This is a genomic window from Bacteroidota bacterium (genome assembly GCA_020402865.1).
Lineage (GTDB): Bacteria > Bacteroidota > Bacteroidia > Palsa-965 > Palsa-965.
On record JADBYT010000006.1, the window covers coordinates 230,535 to 256,508 of the forward strand.

At 51.3% G+C, this 25,974-nt stretch carries 14 protein-coding genes and 1 tRNA gene; 9 read left to right on the forward strand and 6 right to left on the reverse strand.

The features are described 5' to 3' along the window. Window positions 1-56: 56 nt before the first annotated feature. A complete protein-coding gene (locus tag IM638_05165; protein ID MCA6362405.1) occupies window positions 57-674 on the reverse strand; it encodes a hypothetical protein in 618 nt (205 codons plus the stop codon). A gap of 462 nt (window positions 675-1,136) precedes the next feature. After that, window positions 1,137-1,210: transfer RNA gene (locus IM638_05170), tRNA-Asn, on the reverse strand. A gap of 79 nt (window positions 1,211-1,289) precedes the next feature. On the opposite strand from IM638_05170, the gene IM638_05175 reads away from it, so the two are divergent. The 3 genes from IM638_05175 to IM638_05185 all read left to right on the forward strand — a co-directional run bounded on the left by IM638_05175 (window position 1,290) and on the right by IM638_05185 (window position 5,672). Then, window positions 1,290-2,213 carry a bifunctional hydroxymethylpyrimidine kinase/phosphomethylpyrimidine kinase gene (locus IM638_05175; protein ID MCA6362406.1) on the forward strand — a complete coding sequence of 308 codons (924 nt, stop codon included), beginning with the start codon at window positions 1,290-1,292 and terminating at the stop codon, window positions 2,211-2,213. Window positions 2,214-2,285: 72 nt separating this feature from the next. Further along, on the forward strand, window positions 2,286-3,482 hold the full coding sequence (locus IM638_05180) for an MFS transporter (GenBank protein MCA6362407.1): 1,197 nt from the start codon (window positions 2,286-2,288) through the stop codon (window positions 3,480-3,482). A gap of 273 nt (window positions 3,483-3,755) precedes the next feature. Then, window positions 3,756-5,672: a hypothetical protein gene (locus tag IM638_05185; GenBank protein ID MCA6362408.1), complete on the forward strand. Its 1,917-nt coding sequence runs from the start codon at window positions 3,756-3,758 to the stop codon at window positions 5,670-5,672. Here the strand turns inward: IM638_05185 and IM638_05190 are convergent. Both IM638_05190 and IM638_05195 read right to left on the reverse strand, forming a co-directional pair. After that, window positions 5,656-7,755, reverse strand: coding sequence for a PrsW family intramembrane metalloprotease (locus IM638_05190; GenBank protein MCA6362409.1), 2,100 nt, complete (start codon window positions 7,753-7,755; stop codon window positions 5,656-5,658). The two genes, IM638_05185 and IM638_05190, sit on opposite strands and share 17 nt — an antisense overlap. Before the next feature lie 18 nt (window positions 7,756-7,773). After that, entirely contained in the window at window positions 7,774-8,484 is a 711-nt protein-coding gene (locus IM638_05195; GenBank protein MCA6362410.1) for an SIMPL domain-containing protein, read from the reverse strand. A 120-nt stretch (window positions 8,485-8,604) separates the two neighbouring features. Here IM638_05195 and msrA point away from each other — a divergent pair, with 120 nt between their 5' ends. Then, window positions 8,605-9,297: a peptide-methionine (S)-S-oxide reductase MsrA gene (msrA, locus tag IM638_05200; protein MCA6362411.1), complete on the forward strand. Its 693-nt coding sequence runs from the start codon at window positions 8,605-8,607 to the stop codon at window positions 9,295-9,297. A 100-nt stretch (window positions 9,298-9,397) separates the two neighbouring features. Continuing rightward, window positions 9,398-9,877 carry a lipocalin family protein gene (locus tag IM638_05205; GenBank protein MCA6362412.1) on the forward strand — a complete coding sequence of 160 codons (480 nt, stop codon included), beginning with the start codon at window positions 9,398-9,400 and terminating at the stop codon, window positions 9,875-9,877. A 29-nt stretch (window positions 9,878-9,906) separates the two neighbouring features. Here the strand turns inward: IM638_05205 and IM638_05210 are convergent, their stop codons facing one another. After that, window positions 9,907-10,989 carry a hypothetical protein gene (locus IM638_05210; GenBank protein ID MCA6362413.1) on the reverse strand — a complete coding sequence of 361 codons (1,083 nt, stop codon included), beginning with the start codon at window positions 10,987-10,989 and terminating at the stop codon, window positions 9,907-9,909. Window positions 10,990-11,037: 48 nt separating this feature from the next. Between IM638_05210 and IM638_05215 the strand changes: the two genes are divergently transcribed. From IM638_05215 to IM638_05225, 3 genes are all read left to right on the forward strand, one after another. Further along, window positions 11,038-11,376 (forward strand): hypothetical protein, encoded by a 339-nt coding sequence (locus IM638_05215; protein MCA6362414.1) that lies wholly within the window; start codon window positions 11,038-11,040, stop codon window positions 11,374-11,376. A gap of 294 nt (window positions 11,377-11,670) precedes the next feature. Beyond that, window positions 11,671-19,152: a gliding motility-associated C-terminal domain-containing protein gene (locus IM638_05220; protein MCA6362415.1), complete on the forward strand. Its 7,482-nt coding sequence runs from the start codon at window positions 11,671-11,673 to the stop codon at window positions 19,150-19,152. Window positions 19,153-19,170: 18 nt separating this feature from the next. Continuing rightward, window positions 19,171-20,187 carry a PorP/SprF family type IX secretion system membrane protein gene (locus tag IM638_05225; protein MCA6362416.1) on the forward strand — a complete coding sequence of 339 codons (1,017 nt, stop codon included), beginning with the start codon at window positions 19,171-19,173 and terminating at the stop codon, window positions 20,185-20,187. Between the two features lie 76 nt (window positions 20,188-20,263). Here the strand turns inward: IM638_05225 and IM638_05230 are convergent, their stop codons facing one another. Next, entirely contained in the window at window positions 20,264-21,625 is a 1,362-nt protein-coding gene (locus IM638_05230; protein MCA6362417.1) for a PhoH family protein, read from the reverse strand. 491 nt (window positions 21,626-22,116) lie between these two features. On the opposite strand from IM638_05230, the gene IM638_05235 reads away from it, so the two are divergent. Further along, window positions 22,117-25,974: PKD domain-containing protein (locus tag IM638_05235; protein ID MCA6362418.1), on the forward strand; the 3,858-nt coding region annotated here is incomplete at its 3' end.

Consider the following 25,974-nt stretch of genomic DNA (forward strand, 5'->3'; position numbering starts at 1 on the left):
AACGAGGCTGTTGCAAAACAATGCAACAGCCTCGTTGATTTAAACGGTGAACACTATTAGTTTACCACTTTTATCACTCCTTTAAAAAAGCGGATTACACCATAAATAATCGGTCCGTAAGTAATGAAATAGGTTCCGCCGTTTGAAGCCATGGAGTATGTGCCGATGGTGATGATTAAACCGCCGGCAATCCACAAACCGCCAATGAGCATATCGCGGCCACCGGTAGAAGCCTCGCCGGTTTCGGGGTCAGTTTCTTTAAGTGCTTTTTGCACGAGGTGTTGTGCGGTTTGGGGCGGGATGCCGTTTTCGGTGAGGATTTCGTAGATGGTTTGCGGCGAGATGCCGGAGCCTACCATAGATGTGGCGGTTTCCCACGCATCATCGAGTTGCTTTTGGGTGGGTGGATTTTGCGGCTGTGCATTTACCGGTTGCTGAGGAGGTGTAACCGGTTGCGGTGCAGCTGGTGACGGCGGCGCGGCAAAAGAAGTTGATGTTTGCTGCGGCTGAATAGCAGCCAGCGCCTGCTGCACAAACAACGCTGCATCTGGTTGCGGCACGCCGTTTTGTATGAGCTGATCGTAAACCTGCTGCGGCGGTGTGCCTGCACTGATGTGCTCGCAGGTGAATTTCCATGCGTCGGAACGCTGCTGGTCGGTGTATGCGTGTTGCATTTTTGGGGGGATTGGGGAAGAGGTTATTTTCAGCTCAAAAATAGAATTATTACCTGAAATATTTCCATGAACACAAGTTGAACTAAAGCATTTGGGATTCGGCTGTGTGATCCTGCATTATTTGCAAACGATGCCGTTTGGCGGCAGCTTCGCAACACAAACGTTTGGGCTTCCTGATACTGCGCTGCGGTCGGGATAAACTTCTCGCCCAGAAATATTAATAAAACAAAATCGCCACACTTTCGTGTGGCGATTTTCAGCTCCCCCTCCTGGGCTTCCCGATACTCCGCTTCGCTGCGATCGGGGTAAACTTCTCGCCCGGACAAAAACGAAAAAGGTTGGCAAAATGCCAACCTTTAAGCTCCCCCTCCTGGGCTTCCCGATACCCCGCTTCGCTGCGATCGGGATAAACTTCTCGCCCGGACAAAAACGAAAAAGGTTGGCAAAATGCCAACCTTTAAGCTCCCCCTCCTGGGCTCGAACCAGGGACCCCATGATTAACAGTCATGTGCTCTAACCAGCTGAGCTAAGGAGGACTGTTTGTTAATTCGGGCTGCAATATTACAACGTGGAAACAAAATATACAATACCTTTGCAAAAAAAATTACGGGCAATATGAGTTTACTCGTGGTGGGCACGGTTGCGTTTGATGCAATTGAGACCCCTTTCGGCAAGACCGATAAAATTCTGGGTGGTGCGGCTACCTATATTTCTCTGGCAGCGTCTTATTTTACTAAAGACATTGATCTCGTGTCTGTTGTGGGTGGCGATTACCCGCAGTCGGCCATTGATATGCTGAAGAATCATGGCATGCGTCTGGATGGTTTGCAAATTAAACAGGACCAGAAATCATTTTTCTGGTCGGGCCGCTACCATACCGACCTGAACAGCCGCGATACGCTGGCCACCGAGCTGAACGTACTTGCCGATTTTGACCCGATTTTGCCCGAACATACCCGCAACTGCGATTTTCTGATGCTGGGCAACCTTATGCCCAAGTTGCAAAAGCGTGTAATGGAGCAACTTACACGCCGCCCGAAGCTGATTGTGCTGGACACAATGAACTTTTGGATGGATACGGCCATTGACGACCTGATTGAGGCCATTGCACAGGTGGATGTGCTTACGATTAATGACTCGGAAGCCCGGCAGCTTTCGGGCGAGTACTCACTGGTGAAGGCCGCCCAGAAAATTCTGGCCATGGGTCCCAAGGTGCTCATCATTAAAAAAGGCGAACACGGTGCGCTGCTGTTCAATAAAGAACAGGTGTTTTTTGCACCGGCTCTTCCGCTCGAAGACGTGTTTGACCCCACCGGCGCGGGCGACAGTTTTGCGGGCGGCTTTATCGGCTACCTGGCTCAAACCAAAGACATTTCGTTCGACAATATGAAGCGTGCCATTATTTTCGGTTCGGCCATGGCTTCGTTTACGGTGGAGAAATTTGGTGTGGAACGCCTTGTGGGGCTTTCGCAGGAAGAGGTGGAAGAACGTGTGCAGGAGTTTATTGATCTGGTGCAATTCGATATATCGCTGGTGTAACCGGCACATTCGGAAACCGCGCCTTTGGTGGCGCGGTTTTCATTTTCACGCATTCTTCACGGCAGTTTTTCAATGAATAAACAGGAACGCTTTCTGCTCATTACGCTGGCATTTGTGCAGTTTACGCATGTAATGGATTTTATGATTATGATGCCGCTGAGCACGCAGTTTCAGGAGGCGTTTGGTATTTCTCCGGCCAAGTTTGGTGCGCTGGTGGCATCATACAATATCAGCGCCGGCATTGTGAGTTTGCTGGGCGCCTTGTTCATCGACCGGTTCGACCGGCGGCGGGTGATGTTGCTGGCATATGCGTGCTTAGTAACGGGCACCATTGCCTGCGGACTGGCGCAGAGCTATGGCATGCTGCTGGCGGCGCGCATTTTTACCGGCATGTTTGGCGGTGTGCTTTCGGCCACGCTGCTGAGTGTGGTGGGCGACAGTATTCCGTTTGAGCGCCGCGCCTCGGCCATGGCCATTGTGATGTCGGGCTTTGCGGCGGCGGCGGTGCTTGGTGTGCCGGTGGGCAGTCTGGTGGCCAACGCATTCAGCTGGCATGTACCGTTTTTTGCCATTGCAGCGGTGGGCATCCTTGTATTTGCCGGCATTGTGAAATTTATTCCATCCATGCGCAACCACATTGCTGCGGCCAAAGCCCACAAACCGCTGCGCAACCTGTTTGATATTTTCAACTCGGCCAACCGGATGCGCGCACTGTTGCTCATGGCCCTGCTTATGATGGGGCACTTTGCCATTATTCCCTACATTCCCACCTACGTAGAATACAACGTAGGTCTGCCACGCAGCAACGTGGCGTGGATTTACCTGAGTGGCGGCATTTGCAGCGTGGTGGCCATGCGCATTGTAGGGCGCTTTGCCGATAAACACGGGCCGTTTAAAGTGTTTGCCGTGCTTTCAGTGCTGGCTGTTATTCCGCTGGTGTTTATTACACATCTGCCGCCCACCACACTGGCGGTAGTACTTACAGCTACGTGCTTGTTTTTCGTTTTCGGCGGCACACGCACGGTGCCGTCAAGCACACTCATCACAGCCACGGCTGAACCACACCAGCGTGGTGGTTTTTTGAGCATCAATGCCGCAGTGCAGCAATTAGCCTCGGGGCTGGCGGCGTTTATTGGCGGATTGCTTGTGGTGGAACTGCCCAACCGGCAAATTGCGCATTACGACTGGGTGGGCTACGTGGCTGTGGCGGCAAGTTTGCTGGCTATTCCGGTAGCGTATGTGGTGAAGCCGGTGGGGGTGAAGAAATAATCCCTTTTTAGCGGCCGGAAAAAGAGAATTACACGTTCAAATCATCGTAATCATTTAATATTCGGAACACGCGATCCGTTTATCGGTCGCCTTTACTTGAAAAACAGGATCAACCCACTGTTGTTTTCAATCGTTGAAGCAACCGGCTCCATTTTACTTTTACCGGCTATGTTGAACGGCCTGAATTACAGGATACCGTTCATATTTTTTTCTCACAATAAAACAATCTACATTACTTTTAAGTGCTCAATATCACCATTCAACTTAAATACAATGAGGTACTTAGTTATTATTGTTGCTATTTCAGGTGCAACATTATCAGGTATTGCCCAAAATCCGGGCGGCGTTTCTACTAATCTTACAGGCTGGTACAAGGCCGACAACACAGGTACAATTACACAAGCAGCAGGAGTTGTTTCGTCATGGACATCAAGTTCTGCCGGAGGGCCTGCACTTACACAGGGTACTCCCACAAGGCGGCCGGCTTATATTTCGGGGGCCACAACGCCTGTTTCTTTTTCCTATATGCCGCGGATCCGTAATTCAACGGCTACGCAAACACATCTTTTTAACGCATCGCTGAGCAGCGATATTGTGGGTACCAACGGCGCAATATTTTATGTAGGCGATCAGGAAAACACAGGTATTACTGCTGTTACTTACCGATACAATTCAACCGCCTACCGCTACCAGTTCAAACCGAATTTCAGGATACAAACTTCTGATGCTACAAACGGATATACTTTTGATTTTGGGGCGCCCACACAATATTCCGTTACTTCTGCATCCTCGCTGGTATGTTTGGGTGGCGGTGCAAATCAACGTATAAGAATAAACTCTACGGCCAACAACACCTGCTCAAACTGCAATCAGGGGTTATACAATCCGGCTGTGAATGTGGGGTTTTATCTTGGTGCCAATCCTCCGGGCGAATTCACAAACAATGATATTGCCGAAGTGATTACCTACAACACTGCACCTTCGCTTGCAGATATTAACCGTATTGAATCTTATCTTTCTATCAAATACGGAATAACCCGTGGTGGCAATAACAGCGGTGTAAATTATGTTTCGTCGTCAAGTGCTGTTGTCTGGTCTGGTGCTGCCAATACAGGATACAATGCAGATATTGCCGGCATTGCCCGCGACGATAATTCGGGGCTGAATAAAAAGCAGAGCATTAGTGTAAACAACAACGAAGTTGCAGCTATTGGTTTAACCACAATTGCGGCAGACAACGTATCGAATGCTAACACGTTTACATCAAACAACTCGTTTTTACTTTGGGGAAATAACGGACAATCTCCGCAAACCAACTTTTCCAATCCGGCATGTTTCAGTAATTTACCTGCAGGTGTGCAGGCGCGCATTGAACGGATATGGAAAACGCAGGCCACCAATTTTTCTCAAAACGTACAGGTTGGTTTTCTAACTTCACTCATTGTTGGTTATACCCCTGTATCGAATTTGAGACTGCTGGTTGATGATGATGGCAACTTTTCAAATGCCACGGTTTACACCGGTGCTGTGGTAAGTGGTAGCCTTGTGGTATTTAATAATGTGGATCTTTATACTTCAGGACTCAGGTACTTTACCCTTGCCACGATCAATTACAACGCGTCGCCACTTCCGATCGAATTGATCAGCTTCAGTGCTGAATGCAGCCGTAACGGAATAATCTTAAACTGGCTTACGGCCACAGAAAACAATTCACTCTCGTTTGTGATTAAACGGATTGACGGGATAAACAATATTGTTCAGGAAATTGCAACAGTGCCGGCCGCCGGGATGAGTACAACCACTACAGCCTACACATTAACAGATGCAAATGTAGCTGGCAATATTGAATACTACTATGAACTCTATGAGCGTGATGCAAATGGCACCCTTACCCTGCTGGGGCGCACCTTTTGCCGTTGTGTGGAATATCGTGAATACTACAGCTCCATTCATCAGGTGCTTTCCGGACAACTTGTGCTAAGTATTACAAGCCGCGATGAAGGTGCCATGAAGATTGAAATTTACGATCACGCCGGACGACGCATACACACAGAAACTATTGTTTCGGGCAACGGAACTGAAACACATATTTTAAAAAATCAACCTCTTAGTCCGGGAAGCTATATAGTTTCCATACATTATCCCCCAGGCGATAAAACGGAGAGTCTGCGTTTTATTGTTCCGAAATAACCGGATATTCTCCTTGTTCATTCCCTTTATTAAAGGGCGATGCGGAAGATAGTTTTACTACCCCGGCTCGAACGAACTGCGGAGACTCCTCATGGTTGTCCTGCGCTGGTATTAAATACTGCGCATCGCCGTTTTCATCGGGTACGGTAATCCAGATACTTTTACCGGGATGGGATTCTGCATGGAGCTGAATAGTATCGTTTCTGTTTATCCGGCTCATAAATCTTACGGCCCTTACCTGCATAACGCTGCCGTTTTCTGTGTGCAGCCAATTCCATTCAAACGGATCAACCGGCAAGGCCTCTGCCCTGCTGCGCGAACCGGCCTCAGGCAGAAAACTCAGCAGCACCGAAACCGGATACCACGCGCCCGGCACCACTACAATGTTGGAGAGGTGCACGGAAAGAAAAAACACGAGAAATCCGCCCGAGAGAAATGCCGTTTTCACGGTATGTGTGCCTTGCTCGCTGCCGTACACGAGTGTAACACTCACATATTCGAGCGCAAACACCAGCACGAGCGCCCCGGCCAGAAAGGCAGCCAGTTGTTGGTTGCGGAAGGGCGGATCATCGGGCAATGCGGTTTGGTTGAGGGCGTTGTTGAGGAAGAACGAGTAAAGCTGAATCTGCACGAGAAAAAACACAAGTGTGAAAATGCTCAGTGCCGGCATTTCGCGCTGCAGCAGCCAGTAATCGTAAAAGCCGTGCGAGAATGCGGCAAAGAGGAAGAACAGCGGCACTAACCACCAGCGTTTGCTGAACCGGTTATGCGCCAGCACAAACCCGTAGGCCGCCGTAGCGCCTGCCACCATGTGCGCCACCGAAGCCGTAATGGCGCGGGCGTGCAACACATCGAGCCCGTAGCGCGATACGTAAAGCAGGTTTTCGAAAAACGCAAAGCCCAGGCCGGTGGCCGATGCCACAAGCAGGTAATCGACCGGACGGCGGATGAGTTTAGTGAAACGAAGGATAAGCAGAAACGGAATGAGCTTCACAAGTTCTTCGAGAAAGCCGATGCCGCCGAGGCAGTAAAGCAAATCGTGCAGGGGATTTCCGGTGAGGCGGAAGCTGAACGAATAATGCAGCACCGCATAGCCCCACCACGAGGCCATGGCCAGCACCGCACCGGCCGCAGCCGCCAGTAAAAGCGCCGGCCACGAAAGCGGCCGCGTATGCCCGAGGCGGCGAAGGAAAAACAGCCACACCCACAAAATGAGCAGTCCGCCCGCCACGCCCCACAGCGAAAGCGTAGTGCCGAAATGCCGGAAGTGCAATGTGTAAAATTGTACAAACTGCCCGCTTTCGTAATACACCCGGTAGCGCAGTTCATCGTCCACATACCGTGCCGATGCTTCGTTGCCGATGAGCTTTGCAAGTTGTGCGGTGTCGTTTTCCTCGGCATAGCATTGGGCCAGCAGTGCGGTGGCATCGGCCACGCCGCCGCGTTGTTTTATTTCTTCGAGCAGATGCGGAATGGCCGCCGAGCCATCGAGTCCGTCGAAAAGCAGCCGCCCCACGGCAAGATTGACAAACGGCATATCTGTACGCTCAATTTGCCGCAGGTGCAGCGCCGCCATGTGATGATCGGAAGGCGTGTTGAGCAGATAGTACCAGCCAAGGAAAAGGTTGCCCATATCGGCACGGTGCAGGTTGCTGTCGTTGCGGGCCCAGCCGGAGTATAGATCAAACAGCCGCACCTCTTCCAGTTCAAATGCGCGGCGGCGTTGCGGCAGTTCAGCATCATCGGCCTGCGCAAAATGGTTTTTCACCAGATCGTAATGCAGGCGCACATTGTCGGGTTCGCGGGCAATGCGGCTCCACAATGCATTTGTGATGAGCGCCGGCTGCCTTGTTTTTTCGCCGTAGGCTATTTGCGCACTGCTGCTTTCGAAATGATGCACAGGCTGCCAGAAGGTAAACAAGGCGAAGCAGGCCGCCATTACAACCAACGCATACACCAGCACCTGAAAATCGCCGAAATCATACCAGCGCCGGCCCAGCACACGGTCGCGGCGCAGCTTCACGCGCAACAGCCAGAGTGAGGTTATTCCAAGCCAGAAAAGTATGATGACGAAAAACAGCATGCGCTGGCTTGATGCCGGTTAATTAATTTCAAAGGTCACATCAACCGAATAGTTTATCTCGATTGTTTTTTGAGGCTCATACGCAGAACGAAATGAATCACTGCTTTCGTAAGACTTTAACAGCGCAGAATTGGAATACACACCCGGTATCGCATTAAGTCCGGATATCACGTTTACAGTACCCGGCTCAACCACTGTAAGTACCTTGCCCAGCTTTGCCCCCACAGCCTCAACCATGTAGGTCGATTTGTTTTGTGCATCTTTCATGGCTTCTATACGCACTTCTCTTCTAAACTCATCCATCTTACTGTGCGAAAGATTTGAGATATAGGCCGAACGGCAGTTGAGCGAATCCATCACCGCAAGCAACTGATTGGACTTTAGAAACGTATTGTATTTAATCTCGTATTTCTTTTCAATAATGGCATCTTTCTGTTTCCGCTTCAGCGCAATGAACGACGCATCAATATCATCCATTTTAATATTGGTTGCAGGCGTAGCCGTGGTTTTCACCACAAAGTTTACAAGCCCGGCTTCAAGCTCTTCAATGGTCATTTTCTTTTTGTCGCGGTAAAACTCACGCAGCACCACCGTTACATAAATTTCATCGGGCACCACAATTTTTTGTGCGCGCCCGGTAACTGAAATGGTGCGGGGAGCAGGAGCAGGTTGCGCAAAAGCCGAAATGGCAAACAGAAGTGCGAGCAGTGCTAAGGCAGACTTTTTCATTGTTAATCGGGTTAGTTGATTTGTATGCAAGATAACCACACCCGAAACAAAACACAGCCTCCATTTGTTAATATTTGCTCAGTGAAAAACTGTTTTATGCGGCTACTCGTAATTTATGACATGAAAAAATTGCTCTATTTGTTTTCGGCATTAGTGTTTCCGGGCGTATTTACCGCCTGCGGACAAAACACCACCTCTGCAACCGACAGTACACGTATTCCAAAACCTGATTCAACCACTACAAAAACCGCTATGATTCCCGGACAAACAACCGATACCGCCACCTTTGGAGCCGGATGCTTCTGGTGTGTGGAAGCTGTGTTTCAGCAAATGAACGGTGTACTCAAAGTAACCTCCGGCTACACCGGCGGCACGGTAAAAAATCCATCGTACCGCGAAGTATGCAACGGTACCACCGGCCACGCCGAAGTGTGCCAGATTGTGTATGACCCGGCCGTGGTTACGTTTGATGAACTGCTTGAGGCTTTCTGGCAAACACACGATCCCACCACACTTAACCGCCAGGGCAACGATGTAGGCACACAATACCGCTCGGCGGTGTTCTATCACAACGACGAGCAGAAACAAAAAGCCGAACAGTACAAGAAAAAGCTGAATGATGAAAATGTGTTTGGCAAACCTGTGGTGACCGAAATCACAGCCTTCTCGGTGTTTTACAAGGCCGAAGATTACCACCAGAATTACTACAACCAGAACAGCGGCGAAGGCTATTGCCAGTATGTAATTCGTCCGAAGGTGGAGAAATTCAGAAAAGTGTTTCCGCAAAAACTGAAGCCCGTTGAACAAAAATAATTTCCCCCGCCACACGGCTCAGCGCAAACGTTTCTTCCGGCTTCCGAAAAGCTTCTGGGGACGTGTTTCGCTGAGCGGTGTGGTACTTATACTTGCACTCATGCTTGGATTTTTCAGCTGTCGTACGGAGAAAGAGCTGCCGGTGGTTGCATCGGTTGATCTTACAAAGTATGCCGGAAAATGGTATGAGATTGCTTCGTTTCCGCAGAAATTTCAGCAAGGCTGTTCATGCACCACAGCCGAATACACTGTGCTTCCTAACGGCAATGTGCAGGTAAAAAACAACTGCATGAAAGACGGAAAGCTCACCGGTATTACCGGGAAAGCATTCGTATCAGGCGGCAACAACGCCAAGCTGAAAGTGCAGTTTTTCTGGCCGTTTAAAGGCGATTATTACATTATTGATCTTGCGCCCGATTATTCCTATGCGCTGGTCGGACATCCGAACCGCGATTATCTCTGGGTGCTTTCGCGCACGCCGAAAATGGAAGAGGCGGTGTATGCGCAGTTACTGAAAAAAGCCGGTGAGCTTGGCTTTGACACTTCGCGGCTGGTGAAAACGGTTCAAAGCTGTAACTAGCTGCGGCAGCAAACGGGTGCGTTAGTTTATTATTGAAGAATAATGCTGCGGGTTGCAAGCTGGTTTCCATCTCCGTCAATAAGACTGATAATGTAAAGTCCGCGCGGCCAGAGCCCGCATTGCAATTCCATTTCCTGTTGGCCGGCAGCAATCATCACAAATTCTCTTGTGGTTGAAGGGCCGAAACACATTCCTGTAATGCTGTACACTTCAATGCGTGCGGCCTGCGGGGCATTCCAGCGCAGCTGAATATGATCGGCTGCCGGATTGGGAAATACATTCAGCCGAAGCTGATTCAGCATAAGTTCAGCGGATGTGCTAAGCGGAATGGCATAAAACACCACATTGTTTGCCGAACCTGAATTGGGAATGCCAATGGAATCGCCTGCGGCGTTGATGTCGATGTCGGCCGGATTGCTGAGGCCGGTCATAACAGCTACCGGAGCCGTTGCGAAAGCCGGGTCGAAGCGCATAAGCGACTGATTGCCCCACGCGGTTACGTACCAGTTGCCGGCAAAGTCGCGGGTGATGCCGTCGATGTTGCTGAGCGAGGAGGTGTAAAGCGTGGAAGTGGTTGAATCGCTCAGGCTCATGGCCATGATGGTGGCGTTGCTGCCCCAGTTTACAAACACGCAGCGGTTGTTTGCACCGTCGTAGTAAATACCGTTGGGGCTTTTTACAAGGCCGGTTACCATTACATTGTAGGCAAGTGTGCGGCGGTTGAAACGGTAAATTTTCTTTGCCGAGAAATCAGTTACGAAGAGATTATCGCCACCATCGCTGGTAATGCCATTGAGAAAGGTGGCGCCGAGGTTTGTATTAATTACCTGTGCACCGGTGAGGCGGTTGAACCCTTTTATGCGGGCACCATCACACACAAACACGGTATCGCCGGCTACTTCAATACCATGCGGGCCGGAAGGAATGCCGGTGGCAAACGGAGCAAGCGTGCCGGATGCCGGGCTGAGAATATTCACATTCCCCGATCCGTTCTGACCCACAATCCACCGGCTGCCGGCCACATCATACTCCACACTTTCGGGCGAGTTGAATGATTGGGCCGAAGCAAACATTGCCGGCAGCAGAAGTGCAGAAACGAGCAGATTTTTCATGGCAGCAAGATAGAAATTTCCGGCTGCTCACCTATCTTGCGCAGCCAAATGGAACATATTACCGACGATATGGCCGTTTTTGAACTTCTGGAAAAAGCCGGCCAGGCCGATTTTGATCCGCTGCAACCGCACACCTGCTGGTTCAGGTTTGAGGAACGTGCCTATTTGCTGCTGTTTCAGCCACAGGAACCCGGTAAAGGCTGCTCGCTTTTTGCCATGAGCAAAGAGCCCGGACATAAAGAACTCGAAGGTGAGCTTTTGCCTCATATTATTGCCCTTCCCGAACGGCATGAGGCCGAATGCTGGCTCAAAGCCGAGGCCCTGCGCATTACCGAACTTATGATTTTAAGCCGCGACTACCGCCTCCGCTTCTTTGATGCACACTAATTGATGTTGCCGCACATTAAGAGGCTGTTTATTACTCATCCTTTGACTTTGTTATGATTTGTTTTTCTAAACGATGAGCCAATACTGGTTAACATAAAAATAATTATTGCTAAAACAGCCTGAATTAATAACCCGGATTATGGTTTTGCTGATTTACAAACTTCGCTGATAATCAGTTTTGTAAACCGGCACACAAAAAAGGTTTCATCCGAACTGAAATTATTGTGATCTTTTTGTCACAACTTTCCTTCAAACACGCGCGTACAACGGGGCATAACCGGAATCCTGTTGCTTATGATAAAATGCTACGTTGCACGTTGGACATGTATTGTGCTGTTGTTAATGCTTGGGGCGAACCATGTGTTTGCCCAGAGCGGAAATGAATTTTGGCTTGCTCCGCCCGAAGTAACAGACCTGCACAACTCGCCCGGAGGCGAACCTATTTTTCTCCAGCTATCGTCAATGGGGCAGGCCGCTGTGGTAACCATTACACAGCCTGCCAACCCCGGATTTACGCCCATCACTGTAAACGTAGCAGCCAACCGTTCGGCACGGGTAAACCTCACCTCGCGCAAAACGCTGCTCGAAACACAACCTACTGATGTAGTGCTGAACACCGGTTTGCGCATTCAGTCAACTACACCCATTACCTGCTATTATGAAATAGCCAACACCAATAACACCGACATCTGGGCGCTGAAAGGCCCCAACGGGCTTGGTCAGGAGTTTTACATTCCGTTGCACAAACACGCACCGTTTTACAACCACACTTTTGCCGCACCGCACGAAGCATACGCCTCATTTGATATTGTAGCCACACAAAACAATACAATTGTTACCATTTATTCGCCAGTGCCGGTTGACGGGCACCCGGCGCTTCAGCAGTTTTCCATTGTACTTAATCAGGGACAAACATACTCGTGCGGATATACCGGCATAGGTTACGAGCAGCCATCCACACACCCTTCGGGCGCAGTGGTGCTGGCCGATAAGCCGATAGCCGTTTCGCTCAAAGACGATTCGAACCACAACCCTTCGGGCGGATGCTACGACCTCATGGGCGATCAGCTTGTGCCGGTAAATGTGGTGGGCGAAGATTACATTGCCGTTAAGGGTTCGCTCAATAGCAATGGCGATGAAAGTGTGGTAATTGTGGCCACGGAAAACAACACACAGATTTTTCTCGACGGAGCCACAGTGCCGGTAATTACGTTGTTTGCCGGTGAGTACTACCGCGTGGACATGGACTATCTGTCGTCAAGCACCAACAACTCGGTTTACATACACGCCACCAAACCTGTTTACGCCGTACACGTAACCGGTTTTGGCTGCGAGTCGGGCATGGCGCTTTTGCCGCCGCTCAACTGCGCAGGATCGCAGCAGGTAAACTTTGTCCGTTCGTCGAGCGAATCGTTTTTTGTAACGCTGCTGGTGCGTTCGGCGGCGGTGAATAATTTCAATATTCAGGTAAGCGGAACGGCTACCATCAATCCGGCTTCATTTGTGGTGGTGCCCGGCACCGGCGGCACCTGGAGAGCCGCGCGCATACAATACAACACCACACAAATTCCGGTTGACTCCACCGTGCGTATTTCAAACAGTGCCGACGTGTTTGCGTTGGGCATTATCAACGGCGGAGCCACATCAGGTTGCCGCTATGGATACTTCTCTGAATTTGTAGCCCCCATTACAATTAATGCCGGCATCAACCAAACCATTTGCGCCAATGCCACAGCCACACTTGCGGGAACGGTAGCGGGCGGTACTACCACCGGACAATGGACCACGTCGGGCTCAGGCACGTTTACACCCAGCAATACTGCACTCAACGCCGTGTACACACCCAGCGCGGGCGATGCTTCGGTGGGCTCGGTTACACTTACACTCACTTCCACAGGCGCATGTATTCCGGTGTCGGATCAAATGCTGCTTACGATTACGCCTGCGCCCACAGCCAACGCCGGCCCCGACCAGTCGAGATGCCGCAACAATGCCGCCACCACGCTCAGCGGCGCAGTAACCGTTGCATCAGGCGGAGTGTGGACAGGTGGCTCAGGGACTTACTCGCCGAGCAACAGTTCGCTTAACCCGGTGTACACGCCCACCGCAGCCGAACTGACCGCGGGCAGTGTGCTGCTCACACTCACCACCACCGGCAACGGTATTTGCCAGCCAGTGAGTGATAATGTACTCATTACGTTTACACCAGCTCCGGTTGTAAATGCCGGTGTGGATGTAACACGCTGCGCAAACAACCCGGCAGTAACGCTGGCCGGCACCATTTCGGGCGCTACGGGTGGTGTGTGGACAGGCGGCGGCGGTAGTTTCTCGCCCAATGCCACCGCGCTCAACGCCGTGTACACCGCGAGCGCGGCTGAAATTTCGGCAGGAAGTGTTACGCTCACGCTAACCTCTACCGGTAACGGAACCTGCAACGCCGTAGCCGACCAGATGACTATTTTCTTTACCGCTGCGCCTACGGCCAATGCCGGTGTGGATTTAACACGTTGTGCAAATAACCCGGCAGCAGCTCTTGGCGGCGCGGTAACCATTGCCACAGGCGGCGTATGGAGCGGCGGTTTGGGCACATACACGCCAAACGCCTCTACACTCAACGCCACCTACACACCCACCGCAGCCGAAATTGCCGCAGGAAGTGTAACGCTTACACTCACCTCAACCGGCAACGGAACCTGCTCGGCAGTGACCGATCAGAAAGTAATTTTCTACACCCCCGCACCTACAGTGAATGCCGGCGCAGATATTACGGTGTGTGCAAACAATGCCGCTGCCACGCTGAACGGGGCGTTTACCATTGCCACAGGTGCTGCGTGGACGGGTGGCGCGGGCACATATGCGCCTAACAACACAACCATGAACGCGGTGTACACGCCTACGGCCGCCGAACGCGCCGCAGGTACAGTTACACTTACACTCACCTCAACCGGAAACGGAACCTGCAATGCCGTAACCGATCAGGTAATTATCACCATCACGCCTTCGCCGGTAGTTAATGCGGGTGCCGACGTAACGCGCTGTGCAAACAATCCGGCAGTTACGCTGGCTGGCACAGTATCAGTATCTACAGGTGGTGCCTGGACCGGAGGCAGTGGTACATTCAGTCCGAATGCGGCCACGCTGAATGCCGTGTACACGGCAAGCGCAGCTGAAATTGCCGCAGGCAGTGTAACGCTCACACTTACCTCAACCGGCAACGGAACCTGCAACGCAGTAACTGATCAGATGACGATCTTTTTCACCACGGCACCTACCGCAAATGCCGGCCCTGACCTTACCTTCTGCGCCAACAATGCGGCGGCTCCGCTTGGCGGCGCGGTAACCATTGCCAGCGGCGGAATCTGGAGCGGCGGACTGGGCACTTACACACCCAACGCATCTACACTCAATGCCACCTATACACCCTCGGCGGGCGAAATAGCCACCGGCAGCGTAACGCTTACACTCACCTCCACCGGCAACGGAAGTTGCAATGCAGTAACCGATCAGAAAGTAATTTTTTACACCCCCGCCCCCACTGCAAACGCTGGTGCAAACATTACCGTATGCGCAAATAATGCAGCAGCCACGCTCAACGGCACGTTTACGGTGGCTTCGGGCGCTGTGTGGAGTGGTGGCGCAGGTACATTCTCCCCCAACAACAACACCATGAATGCGGTGTACACACCTTCGGCAGCCGAAATTGCCGCAGGCAGTGTAACGCTTACACTCATCACCACCGGCAACGGAACCTGTTCGGCAGTGAACGATCAGGTGCTGATTACCATTTTGCCGGCGCCCGTTGTGAATGCCGGTGCAAACATAGCTTCTTGTGCAAACAACGCTGTTGTTTCTCTTAGCGGTATTGTAAACAATGCTACCGGCGGTGTGTGGAGCGGCGGCGCAGGTACGTTCTCGCCCAATGCTTCATCGCTTAACGTAAGCTATACTCCTTCAGCCGGTGAAATTTCGGCAGGAAGCGTAACGCTTACACTTACATCAACCGGAAACGGAAACTGCACGGCAGTAAGCGATCAGATTACGATTTCGTTTGCGCCGGCTCCGGTTTCTAACGCCGGAGCCGATCAGACTGTTTGCGGTAACAATGCCACGGTTTCGCTGAGCGGCTTTGTGAACTTTTGCGCTGGCGGGCAATGGAGCGGCGGACTGGGAGCATTCAGCCCTTCACCCAACGTGGTGGCACCAAACTACACACCCACTGCCGGCGAAATTGCAGCTGGTTTTGTTAATCTGGTACTCACCACCACCGGCAACGGAAACTGCAATGCCGTGCGCGACACCATGCGCATCATCTTTACACCTGCACCCACGGTTGATGCCGGCGCACCTGTAACAGCCTGCGCAAACAATCCTTCACACCTGCTCAGCGGTAGTGTTACTGTTGCCGGCGGCGTGGTGTGGAGCGGTGGCACAGGAAGTTTCTCGCCCTCAAATACCTCACTTTCTCCGGTGTACACACCTTCGGCACCTGAAATTGCTGCAGGCAGCGTAATGCTTTATGTCACCTCTACCGGCAACGGAACCTGTTTACCCGTTACCGACAGTGTGTTGTTTACCATTACCTCATCGCCATTTGTGAATGCAGGAAACAACCAAACCGTGTGTGTAAACAACCTGAATGTGGCTCTGAGCGGAAGTGTTTCGGGGCCCACAAACACAGGAGTGTGGAGCACAAACGGCAGTGGTGTGTTTGTACCTAACAATAGCGCGCTGAATGCAATTTATCAGTGCAGTTCGGCCGACTCGGCTTCAGGAAGTGTAACGCTTGTACTTACCTCAACCGGCAACGGCTCATGCGTGGCTGTGCGCGATACGATGATTATTAATATTCTCCCCGCTGGTGCTGCATCAGCAGGTGCCAATATAACGGTGTGTGGAAATAATGCCGCAGTTTCACTTAATGGTATTATCAGTGGCGGAGCTACTGCAGGAACCTGGGCCACCACCGGTACTGGTTTGTTCCTCCCCAACAACACCACACTAAACGCCAGTTATGTACCCAGCGGTTTTGATATTGCCAACGGCGGTGCCACACTCTTCCTCACGGCAAACAGCTGCAACCCTGCTGTAGATAGTTTAACACTAACCATTACACCCGCACCGGTGGTAAATGCCGGAAACACCATTACCATTTGTGCCGACAGTACTTCGATTGGTCTTAACGGAAGTGTGAGCGGCGGTACCACCACAGGTATCTGGACCACATCGGGCAGCGGCTCGTTCTCGCCAAGTGCATCAGCACTTAACGCTACTTATTTTCCCAGCGTGGCTGATGTAAACGCGCAAGTGGTGTGGCTTACACTCACATCAACCAACAATGGCTCGTGCGTGCCGGTTAGCGATTCCGTGCGCCTGAATATTTACCCGCAGGGAATATCTGCTGCCGGTCCTGATCAGATTGTGTGCAGCAACAATGCAAACATTACACTGAGCGGAAGTATTACAGGCGGCGCCACACAAGGCCAGTGGAGCAGCACCGGCGATGGCGTATTTGTGCCCAACGACACCGCGCTTAACGCCACCTATGTTCCCGGCCCCGGCGATCTGATTGCCGGCAGCCTGAGTCTGATCCTCACTGCAACCAACAGCTGCAACACTGCTATTGATTTTCTGAATGTAATTATCACACCTGCTCCTGTTGTGGATGCAGGTACTTCGCAAGCGGTTTGCGGTGCAAATACTCCGGTTACACTTGGCGGCTCGGTAAGCAATGCCACAGGTGTAAGCTGGAGCGGCGGCAATGGCACATTCTCGCCAAACAATACAACGGTAAACGCCGTGTACACGCCTACGGCCGCTGAAGTGAATCAAGGATTTGTATTCCTCACAATTACGTCAACCGGAAATGGAAACTGCAACAGTGTTTCTGATACTGTAACGCATTTCCTCTCGCCGGGTATTGTTACAAATGCGGGGCCTAACCAGTCGGTATGTGTGAGTTCGTCGTTTACACAAATGCTGGGTAGTGTATCAAACGGAACCACTACCGGCGTGTGGAGCACACTCGGATCGGGTACATTTACACCCAACGACAGTGCGCTGAATGCACTTTATTTGTACAGCCCTGCCGACACGGCGGCCGGTTCGGTAACACTTGTGCTTACCTCCACCAACAATGGCGCCTGCCCGGTGACACGTGATACAATGACTATTTCATTTGGTCCGAGCGCGTTTGCGTTTGCGGGTGTCGATCTCTCGCTTTGTGCTACCGACGGGCCTGTTCAGCTTAACGGATTTGTATCGGGCGGTGCAACCATGGGTGTGTGGACCACAACCGGATCGGGCGCATTTACGCCTAATGATTCGGTATTGAATGCCGTGTACACACCCAGCACCGGCGATTACTCCACAGGCTTTGTTACATTCGTCCTTACTACGGTTGACCATGGCTCCTGTTTGCCGGGAGTTGATACTGTAACCTATACACTTGTGCCTGCTTCGATTGCAAATGCCGGCGGCGATGTAAACATTTGCGGCGACAACCTGAGTGTACCGCTTGGCGGTAACGTGAGCGGGGCTTCGGCAACAGGCACCTGGACCACAACAGGCAGCGGAGTTTTTGTGCCGAATGCAAGTACGCTGAATGCTACCTACATTCCCAGCTCGTCAGACTCGCTGAATGGTTCGGTGCAGCTTATTCTTACTGCCACCAACACCAGTGCCTGCGGGCCCGATGCCGATACGATGGTGGTGAGCATTACCGCGCCCGCTGTTGTAAATGCAGGAGCCGACCAGACTACATGTGCGCAAGGTGCGAGTGTATCACTTGGCGGAATTGTAAGCGGCGGCACCACTACCGGACAATGGAGCAGCACGGGCTCAGGCACGTTCATGCCGACTAACACAGATTTGAATGCCGTGTACACACCTTCACCGGCAGATCTGGTGGCGGGCAACGTACAGCTTATTCTCACCTCAACCGGAAACGGTATATGCACACCGCGCCGCGATACTATGATGGTGACAATTATTCCGGTGGCTGTGGTAAGCGCCGGCCCCGACCGCGTGGTATGTGGTAACCAGACAACAGTGCTGCTGAATGGTCTTGTGACCGGCACCACCAGCACCGGGCTTTGGTCAACCACCGGCAGCGGTACATTTACGCCAAGTTCAGCTACACTCAATGCATCCTACACAATGAGTGTGGCCGACATTGCAGCAGGCAGCGTAACGCTTTATCTTACCTCTACAAACAACGGCATTTGTCCGGCTGTCACTGACTCAATGGTAATTACAGTAGAGCCCTTGCCGGTAGCCGCATTCAGCTCGCTGCCCGACGATTCGCTGCAGCTTGTATTTACTGATCAGTCAACCGGAGCCGTAGCGTGGCTTTGGGATTTTGGTTCGGGCGGCACCTCAACCGACCAGAATCCTACACACATGTATCCGGCAGCCGGACCTTATACCGTAACCCTGGTTATTACCAGCGCCGGCGGATGTACTGATACTGCTGTGTCTGTGGTAAATGCAGTAGAAGAAATTCTGCAGCCGGTTGAACTGCCCACAGGCTTTACACCCAACGGCGATGGCAAGAACGATGTGCTGCATGTACTTGGCGGGCCGTTTGAAACAGTTGACTTCCGGCTGTATAATGAATGGGGACATCAGGTATTTATCTCAACCGATCCCGATTTGGGATGGGATGGCACATTGGGCGGAAAGCCGCAGCCGGCGGGCATTTATGTGTACACCGTAATTGGTACTACCATTGACGGACGCGAAGTAAATATTTCAGGCAACGTAACCCTTATCCGATAAATACAGGAGAAACACACGATGAAAACGAACAACACAATTTCGAAAACAGTTCGCATTAGTGCAGTGGCTTTTTGTGCCTCCGTGTTTGCGGCAAATGTGTATGCACAGGACTTTCACCTGTCGCAATATGACATGGCTCCGTTGTACTACAATCCTGCACAAACAGGAATGTATTTAACCGGCAATGAACCGTTCCGTATTTTCGGCAGCTACCGCTCGCAGTGGCAAAAGTTGCAGGGTAAGCCTTACTCATCAGTGAGTGTAGCCGGCGACATGCCTTTAGACCGGTTCGGAGCCGGGCTGCTGATAATGGATCATATTGCGGGAACATCAAACTTTGGCACATTCCAGTTTCTGGCTTCGGGAGCCTATCGTATCACAGCTGATAACAGCCGCAATCATTTTCTTACGGTTGGTTTGCAGCTCGGCTTTTTCCAGAAACGATTCAACATGGGTAATCTGCTTTTCGAGAGCCAGTACACCAACGAAGGACTGGATGGTTCACTGCCCAGCGGCGAAGTATTCGACCGCCAGTCGATAACTCGCTTTGATGCCAACATGGGGGTGTTTTACAAATACATCGACAAGAACAAACGTTTTGATCCGTCGATTGGTATTTCTGTGTACCATCTGAACATGGCCAACGAATCGTTTACCGGTACCAAAAGCAAATTACCCATGCGCTTTAACGCCATTGCCGGCTGCGATATACATGCCTCCTCCGATTTTATGGTTACACCAAACATTCTGTTTATGTATCAGCGCAAGGCATTTGAGCTGAATATGGGTGTAATGACCGAGTATCGGTTCAACAATACGCCGTACCGGCTTATGGCAGGTGTAAACTACCGACATAAAGATGCCATGGTGTTTCAGATTGGTTTACGTCAGGGCAGCAGCATGTTTCGTCTGAGTTATGACATACTCACCAGCCGGCTGAAATATTTTGGCGGCACACGTGGTGCTTTTGAAATGGGCGTAATTTACACCGGCCAGGGCAAAGGCAAAGGACGTGTACGGACGGGGAATTTTTAACGGGGCAATAGAATAAAACGAGAGGCGGTCTTCTATTCAAAGGCCGCCTCTTCAATTTTGATATGCACTAATTATCTCACAAAAAATCATTCGCCAGATTAGCCAGCTCACTCCGCTCACCTTTGGTGAGTGTAATATGCGCATAAAGGCTTTGCCCTTTCAAACGATCAATCATGTAGGAAAGTCCGTTTGACTGGGTATCGAGATACGGTGTGTCAATCTGATAAATATCGCCGGTGAAGATGATTTTGGTGTTTTCACCGGCGCGGCTGATAATGGTTTTTACTTCGTGTGGTGTAAGGTTTTGTGCTTCGTCGATAATGAAAAACACATTGGAAAGGCTTCGTCCGCGAATGTAAGCCAGCGGGCACACCACCAGCTTTTCATTCTCTACCATTTCATTAATTTGTTTAAATTCTTTGTCTTTCTCGCTGTAGGTGCTTTTAATAAACTTCAGGTTGTCCCACAGCGGCTCCATGTAGGGATTGAGTTTCGATTTAATATCGCCGGGAAGGTAGCCGATATCTTTATTGCTGAGCGGCACTACCGGGCGTGCAAGATAGATCTGATGGTAGTTGCGGCGTTGTTCGAGTGCGCCGGCCAGCGAGAGCAGTGTTTTACCAGTGCCGGCCACACCCTGAATAGACACAAGCCTGATTTCAGGTCGCATGATGGCGTCGAGGGCAAAGGTTTGTTCGGCGTTGCGCGGAGTGATGTTAAAGGCAATCTGCTTTCGCACACGCTCCATAAGTCCGGTAAGCGGATTGGAATAGGCAAGCACCGATTTTTGCCCGCTGCGAAGAATGTAATAGTGATTGGCTACCGGTTTTTCTTTTTTCAGAATGGGTTCGGTGGCGGTGATTTCTTTTTCGTAAAGATCATTGATTGACGCTACGGGTATTTTATCAACCAGCGAAAGTCCGGTATAAAGCTCACTCAGGTCTTTGATTTTCCCGGTTTCATAGTCTTCGGCCTGCAGACTGAGCGATTTGGCTTTAATGCGCAGGTTTATGTCTTTGGTAACGAGAATAACCTTACGGTCGGGATGTTTTTGTGCAAGAAAGAGTGCCGCATTAAGGATACGATGATCAGCCTTGCGCTCGCCAAATTCTTTTTCAGCATCGGGCTTGGTGGACTGCCCCATTTCAATTTTAAACATGCCGTGCCCGCGGCCGTTAATGTTTACCCAGTCCTGAAGCGTATTGCGCCCCGAAATTTTGTCGATGTATCGGGTAAATTCGCGTGCTGCGTAGTTTTTGGTGTCGTTGCCTTTTTTAAAATTATCAAGTTCTTCGAGAACGGTAATGGGCACAACTACATCATGCTCGGCAAAATTCTTGATGGCGTTATGATCGTAAATGATGACAGAGGTATCGAGTACGAAGATTTTCTTTTCTGTTACCGGAGCTTTTGTACGGGTCTTAGCTGTTCTGGGCATATAAAGAGCAGAATGATGATACCCGAAACTAATAAAAGGATAATGGGTTTGGGGGATTTGTTTTTCCAAGTAATCAACAAAAACCTGTTATCTGCTGCAAATGCAAGGGAGCTACGCGCTGTGTGTTGAAAACTTGTGCCGGTTGTTATTAATCTGTCACGATTTCGCCTCCGGATCACTTCTCCCAAACACCCTATCTAAACAAGAAATAACATTTCGACCGCTTTTCACAAACGGTTTGCTTGAAATAACCATCCGCCGACACCAAACAACAATCTGTCGAAAAACGCAGCCTCGTTTTTGAACGCTTCGTATAATGGATGCCGCAAAACACAGAGTTTGCAATCCTTAACAAAAACTACGCGAAAATTAACCTGCTTGTGGAAAAACAACGACTATCTCACCTATAGGATAAGTAGTTGTTTAGTACATGCCAGAGTCGCTGCTATTTAAACCGCTTGCTCACACATCAACAAATTAACCACAACACAATGAAAAAACTCAGGACTTCCCTTGCCTTCCTGCTGTTCTCTTCGGCCCGGTTGCTTGCCCAGCAGTGGCAGGAGCCGTTGCCTTCGGGGAATTCGGCCACCTTCTATCAGGTACAGGCCAATTTTTACCAGACATGGGGGCAAATTGAACAGCAGGTAATGGCGGCCCGTGTGGCCAATGCACCTTATCAAGGTAAGTTTAGTGCACAAAACCCGCAGCCGGCTGTGGCTCCAAGTACAAAAGGCGGTTATAAAATGTTTAAACGCTGGGCCGACTACATGGAACCCCGCGTATATCCTTCGGGCGATCTTTCGCTTCCTTCCACAACCTGGCAGCGCTTTGAAAGCTATCTGAACAATAACCCTGTGGCCATGCAGCAGTATCAGATGGGCCGCATGGGCAATCCCATTGGCAACTCGCCAAATAGTATTAACGGCCCCTCGCTGCCTTCGGTACTTAACAGTACCTGGCAGTTTGTAGGACCCACAGGCGCACCAACCGGTGGTGGCGCAGGCCGTATCAACTTTGTGCGTTTCGACCCTACAAACACCAATATTATCTGGGCCGGTGCTCCGGCGGGCGGTTTGTGGAAAAGCACCAACGGCGGTGCAAGCTGGACCACCAATACCGACCAGCTTACCGTAATTGGCTGCACCGACCTCGCTATTGATTATACAAACACCAATACAATGTATCTGGCCACCGGCGATGGTGATGCCGGCGACACCTATTCAATAGGTATCCTTAAATCAACCGATGGTGGTGCCACGTGGAATACCACCGGATTAACCTGGACGGTGAATCAGGGCCGCACCATCAGCCGCCTGCTCATTCACCCCACCAACCCGCAAATTCTTCTTGCGGCAACCAGCAACGGTATTTACCGCACTACCAACGGAGGCACTTCTTGGACACAAACCCAGACGACCAACTCGTTTAAAGACATGGAGTTTAACCCGTCGGACCCGAACACGGTTTACGCCACGGGAACCCGCTTCTTTAAATCGACCGATAACGGTGTAACCTGGACACAGATTTCCAGCGGCCTGCCCACCAACACACAAACCAACCGCATGGCCATTGCAGTTACTCCTGCAAACGCAGCTTACGTATATGTGCTTGCGGGCAACGCCACAAACAGCGGCTTTCTTGGCCTTTACCGCTCTACCGACAACGGCACAACCTTCACACAACGCTCAAGCACACCCAACCTGCTCGGCTGGTCGAGCACAGGTAACGATGCCGGCGGACAAAGCTGGTACGACCTTGCCATTGCGGCCTCGCCCACACAACAGGATGTAGTAGTTGTAGGCGGTGTGAACATCTGGCGAAGCACAAACGGCGGTACCAGCTGGACGATTAACGGACACTGGACAGGTACCGGCGCGCCTTATGTACACGCTGATATTCACGACCTGATCTTCCTTCCCGGCAACGGTACCACTTACTTCTCCGGCAACGATGGCGGTGTGTTTAAAACCACCAACAGCGGCGGCGCCTGGAGCGATTTAAGCAACAACCTCTGCATTGCACAGATTTACCGTATTGGCCTCTCAGGCAGCAATGCCAGCCTGCACATTACCGGCCACCAGGACAATGGCACCAACATACGCAACGGCGCATCATACTACGAAACAATGGGCGGCGACGGTATGGACTGCTACATTGACCGTACAAACAACAACGTGATGTATGCCGAATATTATAATGGTGCGCTGGAGCGATCCACTAATGGCGGAAACTCATGGACTACTATTACCTCTGGACTTACCGGTAATGCAGCCTGGGTTACTCCCTGGTATCAGGATCCTTCTGTAGCCAACACCATTTACGTAGGCTACACCAACCTGTTCAAATCAACCAACCAGGGTACAAGCTGGACACAGCTTGCTGCGCTGCCTGCCAGCCCCGGCGGAACGATTGTGGATTTCCGTGTAGCGCCTTCAAACAACCAGACAATTTATGTAGCACGCTCAACCGGTTTATTTAAAACCACCAACGGCGGCACTTCATGGACAACCGTAACCGGCACGCTGCCTGTGGGCAGTGCAGCCATTACACGCATTGCCGTAGCGCCCAACGACCCCAACACCGTACTGGTTACCTTCTCGGGTTACTCTTCAGGCAACAAAGTATATCGCTCAACCAACGGCGGTACTTCATGGACAAATATCTCAACCGGTTTGCCCAACCTGCCTGCCAACTGTATCACCATGATGCCGGGCTCAACCAATGGCGCCTATTATGTGGGAATGGATGTGGGCGTGTATTACATCGACAACACCTTTACCAGCTGGCAGCCTTATTTTACCGGTATTGCCAACGTGCCCGTGTTTGATCTCGAAGTGTATCAGCCCACCGGTAAACTCCGCGCGGCCACTTATGGACGTGGGGTGTGGGAAGTAGATATTTACAACCCTGGCACATTGCCCCCGGTTGCTCAGTTTGTGGCAAGTGCTTCAACAGTTTGCCCGGGCAACGGCGTTAACTTTACCGACCAAACGTCATTCTCGCCCACCAGCTGGAGCTGGACATTCCCCAGCGGCACACCGGCCACATCAACCGCACAAAACCCGACGGGTGTAACATGGAGTGCGGCCGGCACCTATACAATAACACTGGTAGCCAGCAACGCAAACGGAAACTCAACCTATACCCAAACCATTACGGTACTTGGCTCGCAGAATCCGCCACTTACCGAAGGGTTTGAAAACGCCACTTTCCTGCCCGCAAACTGGAACGCCAACAACATTAACAACGATGGTGTTTTCTGGGAGCGTGCAAACGTGGGCAGAAACAGTTCGTGGAGTGCGAAATTCGACAACTTCTCAGTGGATGTTGCCGGCGCACGTGATGAAATGTGGGCACCGAAAATGAGCTTTGCCGCATTGCAAACCTGCACACTCACTTTTGATGTGGCTTATGCTCGTTACGATGCAACGTATTCTGATTCGCTCGAAGTAGTGATTTCTACCAACTGCGGTGCCTCATGGACATCAGTTTATCTGAAGGGCGGCACCACACTGGCTACAGTTCCCGATCAAACAACTGCGTTTACACCTACAAATACGCAGTGGCGTAATGAGTCGATAAACCTGAATGCATATACCGGACAGGCAAACGTAATTGTGGCCATCCGCAACCGCGGCCGTTATGGAAACAATATTTATGTGGACAACATAAATATTACCGGAACTTCCGCCCCGGCTGGCCCCTCTGCTGCATTTACAGCCAGTGCCACCACAGTTTGCGCCGGTACAGCGGTAAACTTCACCGACAACTCTACCGGATCGCCCACAAGCTGGAGCTGGACATTCCCCAGCGGTACACCGGCATCATCAACCTCACAAAGCCCAAGCGGCATTGTATGGAACGCTGCCGGCACCTACACCGTAACACTCACAGCCTCTAACGCCAACGGAAGCAACTCTGCTACGCAGGTAATTACAGTAAATGCCCGACCGACCGTTACGGCCACCGCATCAAGTGCTGCCATTTGCGTGGGCGCCAGCACCACACTTACCGGCGGAGGAGCTAACACCTACAACTGGATGCCCGGCAACCTCAGCGGTGCCAGTGTAACGGTGAATCCGACTGCAACTACTACCTACACCGTTACCGGAACAAACACAGTAACCGGCTGTACCAATACACAAACACGCACTGTTACTGTAAATGCGCTGCCCACCATTACGGCCACCGCATCGAATACGTCTATCTGCGTAGGCGCCAGCACCACACTTACCGGCAGTGGCGCAAACACCTACAACTGGATGCCCGGCAACCTCAGCGGTGCCAGTGTAACGGTGAATCCGACTGCAACTACTACCTACACCGTTACCGGAACAAACACAGTA

Excerpts from the sequence above, each read along its gene's own strand:
- IM638_05215 (MCA6362414.1), top strand. The coding sequence starts at position 11,038 with ATGGAACATATTACCGACGATATGGCCGTTTTTGAACTTCTGGAAAAA.
- IM638_05185 (MCA6362408.1), top strand. The coding sequence starts at position 3,756 with ATGAGGTACTTAGTTATTATTGTTGCTATTTCAGGTGCAACATTATCA.
- IM638_05195 (MCA6362410.1), bottom strand. The coding sequence starts at position 8,484 with ATGAAAAAGTCTGCCTTAGCACTGCTCGCACTTCTGTTTGCCATTTCG.
- IM638_05180 (MCA6362407.1), top strand. The coding sequence starts at position 2,286 with ATGAATAAACAGGAACGCTTTCTGCTCATTACGCTGGCATTTGTGCAG.
- IM638_05230 (MCA6362417.1), bottom strand. The coding sequence starts at position 21,625 with ATGCCCAGAACAGCTAAGACCCGTACAAAAGCTCCGGTAACAGAAAAG.
- IM638_05165 (MCA6362405.1), bottom strand. The coding sequence starts at position 674 with ATGCAACACGCATACACCGACCAGCAGCGTTCCGACGCATGGAAATTC.
- IM638_05225 (MCA6362416.1), top strand. The coding sequence starts at position 19,171 with ATGAAAACGAACAACACAATTTCGAAAACAGTTCGCATTAGTGCAGTG.
- IM638_05220 (MCA6362415.1), top strand. The coding sequence starts at position 11,671 with ATGATAAAATGCTACGTTGCACGTTGGACATGTATTGTGCTGTTGTTA.
- IM638_05210 (MCA6362413.1), bottom strand. The coding sequence starts at position 10,989 with ATGAAAAATCTGCTCGTTTCTGCACTTCTGCTGCCGGCAATGTTTGCT.
- IM638_05175 (MCA6362406.1), top strand. The coding sequence starts at position 1,290 with ATGAGTTTACTCGTGGTGGGCACGGTTGCGTTTGATGCAATTGAGACC.
- msrA (MCA6362411.1), top strand. The coding sequence starts at position 8,605 with ATGAAAAAATTGCTCTATTTGTTTTCGGCATTAGTGTTTCCGGGCGTA.
- IM638_05205 (MCA6362412.1), top strand. The coding sequence starts at position 9,398 with ATGCTTGGATTTTTCAGCTGTCGTACGGAGAAAGAGCTGCCGGTGGTT.
- IM638_05190 (MCA6362409.1), bottom strand. The coding sequence starts at position 7,755 with ATGCTGTTTTTCGTCATCATACTTTTCTGGCTTGGAATAACCTCACTC.